The sequence below is a fragment of the Winogradskyella wandonensis genome, assembly GCF_004346845.1.
Taxonomy (GTDB): Bacteria; Bacteroidota; Bacteroidia; order Flavobacteriales; family Flavobacteriaceae; genus Winogradskyella; species Winogradskyella wandonensis.
This window is the reverse complement of record NZ_SMGI01000001.1, coordinates 353420-365506: the sequence shown is the minus strand read 5'-3', so window position 1 is coordinate 365506 and position 12087 is coordinate 353420. Positions and strand designations below refer to the sequence as shown.

Here is a 12087-nt window from a genome sequence, read left to right as displayed (position 1 = left end):
TAAAGCTTAAAAAATTAAAAAAAGACAGGACTATACTGAAACCAATAAAACAATATAGCATTGTGTTTATATTAATTTTTGTAAAAATGTCTCTGTAAATGTTCAATGTCAGAAGTATAATTCGATAAGTACTTTTGCTACCTAGAAAATAAATTATATTTTAAAATGCAATAAATCGCTCTAAAACCATCTTTCCAACCTATCTTTTTTCCTTCATCATAAGTTCTACCATAATAAGAAATACCAACCTCATAAATTCTAATTTTTGGAATTCTAGAAATCTTTGCGGTCACTTCTGGTTCAAAACCAAAACGCTGTTCTTTTAAGTTTAATCCTTTTAAAACATCGGTTTTAAACAATTTATAACAGGTTTCCATATCCGTTAAATTCAGATTGGTCAATGCATTCGATAAAAACGTCAGAAACTTATTGCCTATAGAGTGCCAAAAAAATAAAATTCTGTGTGGTTTACTGCCCATAAACCGTGACCCATAGACAACATCGGCAAAGCCAGATAGTATGGGTTTTAAGAGCAAGTTATATTCATTGGGGTCATACTCCAAATCGGCATCTTGTATAATAATATAATCGCCTGTCGCTTTACCAATACCTGTATGGATGGCAGCACCTTTTCCTTTATTAATCTCGTGATGGTATATGTTTAAAGGAAAATCAGGATGCTTATCTTGATAATTCAAAAGAGATGCTTTAGTATTATCCTTTGAGCAGTCATTGACTAAAATTATTTCTTTCTCTATATCATTTACTAAATGCACATTTCTTAACGCATCTAAAATCAAATGCACCGTAGCTTCTTCGTTGTAAACAGGAACTATAATCGATAATGTTTTACTCACAAATAAATAGCTTTATGTATTATGGCTCAAGGTAATAAAATACATTGGCTGATTTTTCTATAGAAGCAATAATAATCAATAGTTTTTTAACACTTTAATAGCTTGGGTAATTTGGTGGTATCATGGAACTTATTCGTTAAACAACTCCTGAAACAATGCTAATGTTAATAGCATACTTACAGAATGCGAATAAGTAACTGCATCCTTACTCTTAAAATTAGTGTAAATAGCTTCTGTGATTTTAGTCGGTACTAAATCTTTTAAGTTGGAATTAAATAACCATTCTTTTAAATACCTATCATTGTCAGCACCCACAAATTGCAACTCCCAATTTCTGGTTATATAGGGTTTTCCTAGTAATTCTTTAAGTTCTCTTTTTAATTTATTAGAGATTCTATACGGCAAATTATAAGGACTCTTGTTTAAATGATAATTAGTTAAATTAAAAGGGCGTTGCGCTTGCCAAGTAATCTTTGCAAGCTCAGGATAAGTTTGTTGAATATAAGCGATTTGCAATTGCCTATTAGACAAATAGTTTTCAGGAATTGTGCATATAAATTCAAACATGCGATTATCGTAATATGGTAGTGCCACGGGTTGCATAGCTTCGAAAACAGAAAGGTTGTTCGACGACCATCGAGATACGAAATAACGCGTTTTAAATGCCCGCAATTTTGCATTGGTATCCACTATACTTATGTCTTCTAACATCGCTCGTAATCGAGACCTATAATAGTCTTCAAAATTACCTTCCAGTCCCCAAGCCTCCCATAACAAATGTGCTAGTTCTGCTCCACTTTTTTTTAATAGTAACTTAATGATTTCGTCTAATCCTTCTTCAAGAGATAATTGCGGCAATCCAAAAGAATCAAACAGTAAATCGCCCATATGACCTAATGAAAAAAGATTACCCATATCGCCTAAAGCATCAAAAAAAGCCATTTGACGTGGATGTGTAAATTCTGAATAGCATTCATTGATTTTGGCTAACTCTTCTATACAATCCCATAAATAACCTTGCTCAACTTTAAACGATTCAAAAGAAAAACCACAAGCAGCAGCAATTTGTTTGGCGATTTTAGTTTCGGGATAACCACCATCATAATCATAACTATAAGATTTGACATTAGGGTGATTGCGTAAAGCGACGGCCTGTGTCCTACTATCTAATCCTCCAGAAATTGGCAAAATTACATGTTTACCCTGAGTCTGTTCTTGGACGATAATTTCAAATAAGGTCGTAAATTCTTGCAACGCCTCGTTAAAGCTTATATCCCGAGGCGTATAATGCCAATCAAACCATTTTTCAGAAGAAATAAGCCGATTGTTCTCATCGAGTTTATTTAAAGTTCCAGGAGCTAAAACCACCTCATCTTTCCAGTAGGTGTCTGTATCAAAAAAAAATCCAAAAGCCACAAACAAACAAATAGCCTCTAAATCTAATTCATGCAAACCATTAGACTTCGCAATGGTCTTCTGAATGGGCAGTATAGGCGTTTTTATAGTTTTCATTTACAATACACTATTTATAGAAACGTCTATTTAAACGTAAAAACAAATCACTTGAAATTAAGTTCATTTTATATAGTTTAATAAACGAGAGAGCCCTAAGGTAACTTAGATACGACATGTATTTCTTTTTATAAAATTCTGTTAAGCTATTTTGTACATATACAATATCGCCTTTTGTCGTGGAGCGATTAAAATAACGCACACACAAATAATAATACCCTGTCACCAAATCTCTTTGACGCTTATTTAGCTGACAACTATCGTGCATATAGCCTATTAAGTAATTTACAGCACTACAAAGACTATCCACAGATCTTTTTTTGGTATTTATAGGAGAAACCGAATATAAGAAGTCGACTTTATTATCTAACACTTTGTAATTAGTACTTAACATAAGTCCTCTAATTGACAATTCAATATCTTCTAAAAGATTTAAGTCAGGATTAAATTTTCCGATTTTCACAAAGAATTCTTTATTCCATAAAACCGCAGTGGTCTGCCATATAAATTTGGCTTGCAGAAAATGATTTAAAAAATCTGAAGAAACCGTCGAAAATAATTTTGTTTCTCCTTTGTTATTAATGGTGTTAAAATTACGGAAAACCACAAAATCATTAATTTCGACTAACCTATTGCTTATAAAATCTTCTAAAATAATATCATCTGAATCTAAAAAAACTAACTTGTCATAATTTGATTCTTCAACTCCAACATTGCGGCATACAGAGGCATTAGTTTTCGAATCATTAAACACTAACTTAATATTCTCCGAACTTTTTTCTCTAAAATAGTCCTTTAATAATTGCCTTACAGGAGTATCGGAATAATCGTCCACAATAATCCACTCCCAATTTGATGAAGTTTGCTTTTTTAAACATTCGTAAACTCTTTGAATGCCTTTAAAATCATTAAAATGAGGGGTTATGACACTTAATTTCACAGTGAATGATAAATTGATTATATATTTTGTTTACTATCCAGATAATGCAATCCTTCATTCCTGTTTTTTTCCCTACTCTTAGTAATAACAGGCAAAAGTCTTCGTAATAGATTGTACTTTTTTAATTCTACAAGAGCCTTTGTAAAATTAAGCTTTACCACATTTTTAAGTACTAATTTTATTTGATGCTTTTTAAGTTTGAGAATATCTTTTTCTATTCGAACATTAATATCCGCAAATCTTTGTAAATAACTTCTCTTGTAGTATACTAAATTTTTTGTACCACTTATTACTTTTTGCTTTTCGCTTTTTTTTCTGTCATGCAAGACGTAAGTGTTAGGTACAATTCCAATTTTAAAGTCATGGTACATAACGCGTTGACAATAATTGACATCTTCACCATAATGAAAAAAGATAGGGTCAAAGCCGCCAACTTTTTCTAAAGCTGCTCTAGGGATTAACCAAGCTGCTGCGTTTACAAAAGGAACTTCATAGATTTCTTTAGAAAATGAAGTTTTAAGAGCATCATATAAGAGTTCATTATTAGCAGAAAGGTATTTTAAAAAGTCATCATCTAATTTTTTTCCATCACCATTTAAATGAATTGGACTAAGAATTCCGAAATCAGTATTCTTACTATATACCTCTATTAATTTTTTAATTGCATTTGGTTTTAAATAAGCGTCTTGATTGAGTAAAAAAACAAAATCTGCCCCTAAATTTAAAGCATGTGATATACCAACATTATTTGCTGCCCCAAAGCCTAAATTTTTGTTTTGCGGCAAAATGATAATCTCAGGAAAATTCTCCTCTATAAAATTAATTGTATCATCATTAGAGTTGTTATCTACAACAATAACCTGAAACGGAGCGCAGCTTTTTAAACATTTTAAAAGCCAGTGCATTCCGTTATACGTAACAATTATTATATATGTATTTCCCGTCATAATTATTAATTAAGCCTGTAAAGAAAACATAAGTTTAAGTAAAATATTTTTTTAATAATCTAATTAATTTTATGATTATTCTTTTAGTAAAGGAGTTAGATCTCTTGTAATCATTTCTAGATAAAAAACCATAATTATCATGAGAATGCTTTGAGTAGATGGCATAATCATTCTGCTCTCTATTACCTTTTATTATTCCTGGTATTACATTAAATTTTTTCAAAGCATAAGGTAACGAGATTTGGTCACGTCTTGATTTAGATTTAAGTTCATTCCACCAAAATTCCAGAAATGGCCTTGAAATTAAGTCGTTATTCTTTACCACTATTGTTGTTTCATATAGACCAATGCTCCCCCGAATTCCTTTTAAATAATAACCAATGACCTGCCTAAATATTTTAAAAGGATTATCCTTATCTAACATAATACACTTTACGGCTTCATCGTAAATACAATCTCTATCGGGATGCTTAAAGAAAGCTATTGATTTGTCTGCTACCGCATCAGTTATTTCTATGATTTTAGAATGAATTACTTGTAAATTAGCATCATGCCAAATTACAAAATCATAATCTTTAAATTGGTCCAAACCTATTATTTTATAATACCTCGCATTTTTGGTAATATCATCATAAACAGGTTTTTTATAAATAATGTTATAGACATTAGATGTTAAGTCTTTATCGTCTGTAATGAGATAATAATCTACATGTGGACTCTCTAAATAACCTAAAGGCGATTTAATTTTATCTTTCTCTCCAAAAATAGCAGTATATATTGCTACTTTATATCCCATTTTAAAGCATTTAGGTTAATATTTGACATCTTTCTCGTAAGATTACCAATCTTAAATTTGCTAGTGTTACGAGTTAAATAGATATACTATCTATATAAATCCGTGTATTTCTTGTTAGTTATCTTTAAATCAAAATTCTCTCTTACATGCTTTATAGCATTCTCACTAATACTACTAAGTAAGTTAGGATTATTTATTAATTTTTCCACTTCTGAAGACATAGCGTTTATATTCTTATCTTCAACTAGAAAGCCAGTTATACCATCGATTAAGGTATCTGGAAATCCGCCAGAATTAAAACCAATAACTGGCAGGCCCATAGCCTGTGCCTCTAGTGACACTATTCCAAAAGCTTCAGCTCTATCATATTTATCATTGGTAGATGTCATTAAAAAAACATCACTTGCTTCCAACATTAATTTAACTTCTGCTTGGTTTTTAACACCTACAAACGTTACACTTTCATGCAAATTCAATTGGTCCACTATTTTTTGCAACTTCTCTAATTCATCACCATCCCCAACAAGCGTATATTGTATATCATATCCTTTATCTTTTAAAATTTTGACTACCTGTATACCTAAATACTGACCTTTTAAAGGCAACAATCTACCAACTGTAATCAGCTTAAAAGGTTTGCTTTTAATCATTGATATAGACTGCTCTCTTTTAAAAAAAGAGCTATCAATCCCAATAGGAACAATAGTAATATGCGATTCTGAAAAGCCTTTTTGAACCAACTTATTTTTTAAATAATCAGAATTAACCGTAATCTCATCTACAAATTTTTTGTATTTCTGGATTAAATGCTTTAGTTCTTGGCCTTTAGGTAAAAAATGTGCATCATAGCCATGAAAGGTTACAATTATTTTTGATTTTATATAGCCAATAGCTTTTAAATCTAAGAGAGGATGGCTTGTTGGTGCAAAATGCACATGAAAAACATCGACGTTTCTAAAATTTTTATAAAATTTTAAGACAAAAATATAGAACAAAGACGTTTTCTTAATCAATCGCCAATATTTAACGAAGAAGTAAAATAATAATGGATTTAATAGATAGAATAGACTAATAAATAGCCTTATCATCTTTCCTTTAGGTGGCGAAAAATGATAAATAAAATTTGAAAAGTTGTAAAGTTCTAAAAGTTCTTTTTGTGAGCTATCTTCTAATCTATTTTTCTCATCTACAATAAGCTTAACTCTAAAGCCTTCTTTTATAGTTTCAATAATATTAGACACTACGAAGGTCTCTGAAACCTGAGGAAATGAATTCACTTTAAAAACAATCATTCTTTTACGCATTCGCTGTCTATAATTCTGTTAATTAAAACCCTTAAAATTATACTATCTCATTATTCATAAATAGGTCTTGTTTATCATGGAAATTAGGTCCAAATTTTAAAATAGCCATCTTGGAAATATAAGTGTTAGCCAAAAATTCTGTAGAATATTTTTTTATAGAAAGGGTAATTAGCGATGTCAAAATAATAGTGCTGCTTTACATTAAACCACTTTAAATATAATTTATATATATAATTATCTATACGATTTATATAAGACCTGAGAAAACGACTTAATTTATGTTCTCTTGTAGCACTACTCTCTATGCGCCTTATATGTAAATTAAATATTTGCGAATAGTTTTCATTTGTAAATTCATTAAGAAATAAATTATAAGAAACCAACTTTTTCCTTTTACTTAAACCACTAAACTTATAAGTCTCACCTTGCTTGCCTCTTCTATAGATAGATGACACAATATTTTCGTAATAAATAGGTGCTTCTTTATTTATAAGCAGAAATAAAGGTGTGTCACCAGCAATTAGACTGTTAAATGCTTCTGGTATTCTTAAATTATTTCGAAATACTATCGAAGCAGTTGCAAATTGACGACATCTTACAATTTCCTTCTCTTTAATTTGTCTACTTTTCTTTATGCCAAACAAATTTTTTGTTCCATTGTCATATAAAACCATTGAGTTTTCTGCAATAGCTGAGCAAAATATATTCTTCTCCAAAAAACTAACCTGTCTTTTTAATTTCGAAGAATCCGTCCAATAATCATCACCTTCACATAAAGCTATGTATTTACCATCGCACTGATTTAAAGCCCAAATGAAATTAGGCATTATGCCTTTATTTTTACTGTGGTTATAGTATCTAATGATAATATCACCTGAATAAGTTGCAATTAGTTTATTGATGGTATTATCAGTTTTATCAGTTGAACTATCATTTGCTATAATTAGTTCAACTTCAAAATCACACTCTTGTATTAGCACACCATTAATAGCTTCCTCAATATAATCCTGATGATTATACGTTATCATTACGACACTTACCAGTGGTGCTTTAGACATCCTATATAAGAGATTTTATAATTCTTGCTGGAGCACCAAGAGCTAGTACATTATTTGGAATATCCTTGGTAACCACCGAACCTGCACCTATAATTGAGTTTTTCCCAATTGTTACTTTAGGAAGAATCACTGCGCTCGTCCCTATAAAAACCTCTTCTTCAATCTTACAATTTCCAGAAATGTTCACGTTTGGACATATTTCAACAAAATCTTCTAGAATAACATCATGTCCTATAGTACAGGATAGATTAATTAGTGCACCTTTACCAACTTTTACATCATTTGTCAATATCGTATTTGTCATGATATTGCATCCCTCTCCAATTATATTTCCATAATGTCCAACTTTGGCCAATGGACTAATTGATGATTTAAAAACTCCTCCTAAATCATTGAACTTATTATATAATTTTTTTCTCAGCTTAGGTGAGCCAATGCCTATGGTAAAATCATTTCCATAGGAATTAAAAAAATCAACAACTTCCTTTTCAGACTTTAAAATCGGAAATTCATCATATAGTAAATCACCTATATCATCATTAACATCATCGTAAAAAGCAATATTATCAGTTTTTCCTTGTTGATGAAAAATCTCAAGTACTTCTTTAGCAAAACCTTTTGCCCCAACTATTAACATAAGCTTTCATTTATTATAGTTACTATACGTTTTAGTTCATTTTGTTTTAGACCCACATATAAAGGCAAGCACATGATACATTTAGAAATATGTTCAGAAATAGGCATTGACTTACCCTTAATATAATCAATGGTATTTAATGATGGATAAAAATATCTTCTCGGAGCAATGTTATTCTTTTCTAATAGCGTTTTAACCCTGAGTAGTTGCTCTTCGCTTTCAAATATCAATGGATAATAACTATTATTCCAATCTGTAGCTTCCCTTATTTTAAGACGTTTTAAAATTGAAAAATCTAGATTTGAATTATAATAGTCAATAATTTTCTTCCTTGCATAAACAATATCATTCATATAAGGTAAAACCGCCAAGCCCATGGCGGCTTGCAACTCACTCATTTTTGCATTAATACCCAAACCTTGAAAGTGTTCTGGACCATCATGCCCAAAGTTATGATGGTAAAATAAGGCATTTTGCAAGTCTTGGTTATTACAAAACAAGGCACCGCCTTCTCCTGAATGAAATAATTTAGTCGCATGAAAACTGCAGGTGCTGACATCACCATAATTAAAAATCGATTGACCTTTATAGGTCACGCCAAAACTATGAGCCGCATCATAAATAACTTTTAAACCATGCTTATTAGCAATATGTTCTATGGTCTCAACATTGCATGGATTACCAAACACATGTGTGGCTAATATTGCTGAAGTTTCCGAGGTAATTGTGGATTCAATTTTAGATGCGTCAATGGTTAAATAATCCGGATGAATATCAACAAATACGGGTGTACAACCTTCCCAAACAATACTAGACATAGTGGCAACATAACTAAATGGCGTGGTAATGATTTCGCCTTTAAGTGTTAATGCTTTTATTGCAATCTGCAAAGGTAATGTGCCATTGGTTGTAGCAATAATGTTGGGCACAGATAAATAAGCTTTTAGTTGTTTCTCTAACTCTAAAACTAAATGACCTCTATTGGTAATCCAATTCTTGTCCCAGGCACGTTTAAGAATGGCATTAAATTCGTCTTGCGGTGGTAAAAAGGTTTTTGTTACGTTAATCATTCTTATTTTGTGCTAACTCTTTTCTTCAATTACATGTGTATACGCCCACTTTTGCCATGCGTAAACATGCCATACACCCCAACCATTGTTATGCCTTCCCTTGTAAAAATCGATAATAAACGATTTTATTTTATTGACGTTTATAAAACTCTCACCATAAAATGGTTTATTTAAGATATAATCTTCTACACTATCTTTTAGTTCGTTTCTCAGCCAACTCTCAATAGGGACACTAAAGCCCTTTTTTTGAGTTTCTATATATTCCTTTGGATAATACGCCGCCAAATCATCCTTTAGACCTTTTTTTAAATCATTAGCAGACTCCAATTGTAAAGGTATATCATTCCATGCATAATTAATACTATTCTTATCCAAAAAAGGAACTCTGACCTCTAGGCTGTTTGCCATACTTGTTCGATCTACTTTAATAAGCACACGCTGTAAATGCCCATAGAATTCATTCCATCGTAACCAATGCAAAAGATGACGTTTACTTTTAAATTTAGATAAAGCAAACAAATCCTTAACCTCATCTGAAAAGTTTACATTACTAAAAAAAGTGTTTAACACATCTATTGGAATATATAATTGCTTTGATGTAATCCAATCTGCGAAAAATCTATACGTATATGCGCCCCAAGTGTTGGTTAGCTTTAGTCTATTCAGTACTGCAATTAATGGTCTTCTTATAAAAAATGGTATTCTAAACCAATGCCTCTGATTTAAAACATCCAGCATCCTAGGGTAACCAAAAAACAACTCGTCACCACCATCTCCAGACAACATGACCGTATGAGACTCTCGTGTTTTTTTTGTGATTAGGTAAGTGGGTATACTTGAATAATCCCCAAAAGGTTCTGAAACATATCTAAAGTGCGTTTCAATATTAGAAAGTATATCAGCCTCGTTGACGTTTTCCACAACATGAGAGATGTTTAAATGCGCCGCATAAGCAATTGCCTTTTTGCTTTCATCAAACCTACTATTATTAATACCAAAGGTAAATGCTTTAATATCTGTTTTACTAGATTTAGCGACCGCTGTAATTAGAGGACTATCTATTCCTCCACTTAAAAAAGATGCTAACGGAACATCACTAGCCAATTGTTTGTTTACCGCTGCCTTTAAAATTTCACTATAAGATGTATTACATGACTTAGTTCTATAAACATTTATGTGCTTCGAAAATTCTAAGTAAGTTTTCTTACATATTTCTCCACTTAGAGAAATCTGTATCATCTCACCTGGTCTTACTTGAAAAATATCTTTATAAATAGTATTTGGGGCGTGCATAAAACCAAAACCAAAATAAGCTTTCATCATATCTGGTCTCAATTTTAAAGCATTGCAGTGCCATGAATGCTTAAATATCTGATTGAATTGAGAAGCGAAAACAATACCACTTGCAGAGAGCCCATAGAATAATGGCTTAATACCTGCAAAATCTCTGACTAAAGAAACAGTTTGAGTTACCTTGTCTATAATAGCTATTGCAAACATCCCATTAAGCATTTTCACAGTTTTCTCAATACCAAATCTATCTAATAAATGAATTAATACTTCGGTATCAGAGGTGGACTGTAGACCCTTTAATTGGTGTTCCTTTTGAAGTGTTTTGTAATTGTATATTTCGCCATTAAATATAACCACATAGCGCTTTGATGGACTATATTTAGGCTGGTTTCCATTTGCAGAGACGTCTAAAATAGCCAATCTATTAAAACCTAACTGGTAGTTGTTTTCTTTAAGAGTTTGGGTACTATCTGGTCCGCGATGCTTAGATAACTCTAGTAAAGAAAGAAAGTCATTACTTTCTGTAGTAATAGTAGAATTAAAAGAGAACTCGCCTAGAAATCCGCACATTAGTTCTTATGAATTAGGCTATTATATAATTGCATTAATTTTTCAGCCTCAATATCAGATGAAAAATTGGCATTGCTGTGCTTTATAGCTTCTTTAGAAAAAGAATAAAACTTTTCTTTATCCTTGTATAAATCAATGATGCAATTTGCTGCATCTCTAGAGCTGTTTGCATCAACACAATAACCGGTTACACCATCAAGTATCGTTTCAGGTAAACCATCGGTATTTGATATGATTGCTGGAAGCCCCATAGATTGTGCTTCTATAACCGAAGCACCAAAAGCCTCCGACAGACTTAATTGTAAAAAGAAATCATAGTCTGTAAGTCTTCTCTTGTATGCTGCATTTTCAATTTTACCATAAAAATTTACGTCTTTTCCTAAACCATACTTATCAATTAAGTACGATACTTGAGCTTTGTCTGGTCCATCTCCAAAAATATCATACTGTACATTGTAACCTGCTTCTTTTAGAAATAATATAGTCCTTAAATTTCCATTAATGTTTTTTTCCCAACACATACGATGTGCCGAAATTATTTTTATGGTTTTTCCTGATAGTTGCTTAGGCAATGCTGGCGTTTTATTGCCAAATGAAACGGGTATGACGTGTATTTTATCTTCGTCAACGCCCCAACGTTGCAAATACGCTTTTTGATGCTGACTTACAGTAACAAATGCATCAATGTATTGTGATTGCTTCTTGTAAAATAGTTCCCATTTTTCATAAATCCATGGTTTTAAATAGGTGTCAGCACCTCTCAAGGTAATAACTATTTTAGGTTTACGAGTTGTATTTCTAAAAAAGGAAGTCAAATGAACAAATAAATAACTATGTTGAATATGAATAATATCGTATTGACGCATGATATTGATGCCAACATTAGGTTTAAATATCACTCCTAATTTAGAGACGAAGGTATAGAAATTTCGCTTTAAACGACTTGATGAAATGTTGTAATCTGCTCCTGTCTCGCTGCTGTAGGCTAATATTTTTATTGGTGTTCTTTTCTTAATCTCATGCAACAAAATATTTAAGTACTCTTGATACGTTTTTGGTAGTTTATCATAGACATATAAAATTTTCATATTAACGCTTCATTA

Annotated in this window: 11 protein-coding genes; all 11 read right to left on the bottom strand. The window is 31.5% G+C overall.

Features of this window, described 5'->3' with window-relative positions:
* Positions 1-137 precede the first annotated feature (137 nt).
* The 11 genes from DFQ05_RS01680 to DFQ05_RS01630 all read right to left on the bottom strand — a co-directional run bounded on the left by DFQ05_RS01680 (position 138) and on the right by DFQ05_RS01630 (position 12072).
* Positions 138-857: a glycosyltransferase family 2 protein gene (locus DFQ05_RS01680; RefSeq protein ID WP_132702931.1), complete on the bottom strand. Its 720-nt coding sequence runs from the start codon at positions 855-857 to the stop codon at positions 138-140.
* 129 nt (positions 858-986) lie between these two features.
* Positions 987-2369, bottom strand: coding sequence for an asparagine synthase-related protein (locus tag DFQ05_RS01675; RefSeq protein ID WP_132702929.1), 1383 nt, complete (start codon positions 2367-2369; stop codon positions 987-989).
* A 10-nt stretch (positions 2370-2379) separates the two neighbouring features.
* Positions 2380-3309 carry a glycosyltransferase family 2 protein gene (locus DFQ05_RS01670; protein WP_158281884.1) on the bottom strand — a complete coding sequence of 310 codons (930 nt, stop codon included), beginning with the start codon at positions 3307-3309 and terminating at the stop codon, positions 2380-2382.
* 17 nt (positions 3310-3326) lie between these two features.
* The gene (locus DFQ05_RS01665; protein WP_132702925.1) at positions 3327-4256 is read right to left on the bottom strand and encodes a glycosyltransferase family 2 protein; all 930 of its coding nucleotides are present in this window, start codon (positions 4254-4256) and stop codon (positions 3327-3329) included.
* A gap of 34 nt (positions 4257-4290) precedes the next feature.
* A complete protein-coding gene (locus tag DFQ05_RS01660; RefSeq protein WP_132702923.1) occupies positions 4291-5052 on the bottom strand; it encodes a glycosyltransferase domain-containing protein in 762 nt (253 codons plus the stop codon).
* 86 nt (positions 5053-5138) lie between these two features.
* Positions 5139-6344, bottom strand: coding sequence for a glycosyltransferase family 4 protein (locus DFQ05_RS01655; RefSeq protein ID WP_158281883.1), 1206 nt, complete (start codon positions 6342-6344; stop codon positions 5139-5141).
* Between the two features lie 137 nt (positions 6345-6481).
* Positions 6482-7414, bottom strand: a complete 933-nt coding sequence (locus DFQ05_RS01650) for a glycosyltransferase family 2 protein (RefSeq protein WP_132702919.1) — start codon at positions 7412-7414, stop codon at positions 6482-6484.
* 1 nt (position 7415) lies between these two features.
* The gene (locus DFQ05_RS01645; protein WP_132702917.1) at positions 7416-8051 is read right to left on the bottom strand and encodes an acetyltransferase; all 636 of its coding nucleotides are present in this window, start codon (positions 8049-8051) and stop codon (positions 7416-7418) included.
* Entirely contained in the window at positions 8045-9121 is a 1077-nt protein-coding gene (locus DFQ05_RS01640) for a DegT/DnrJ/EryC1/StrS family aminotransferase (RefSeq protein ID WP_132702915.1), read from the bottom strand. Before DFQ05_RS01640 ends, DFQ05_RS01645 begins: the two co-directional genes overlap by 7 nt.
* Positions 9122-9133: 12 nt before the next feature.
* On the bottom strand, positions 9134-10984 hold the full coding sequence (asnB, locus tag DFQ05_RS01635) for an asparagine synthase (glutamine-hydrolyzing) (protein WP_132702913.1): 1851 nt from the start codon (positions 10982-10984) through the stop codon (positions 9134-9136).
* A complete protein-coding gene (locus DFQ05_RS01630) occupies positions 10984-12072 on the bottom strand; it encodes a glycosyltransferase family 4 protein (protein ID WP_132702911.1) in 1089 nt (362 codons plus the stop codon). The genes asnB and DFQ05_RS01630 overlap by 1 nt, the downstream gene beginning before the upstream one ends.
* Between the last annotated feature and the right edge of the window lie 15 nt (positions 12073-12087).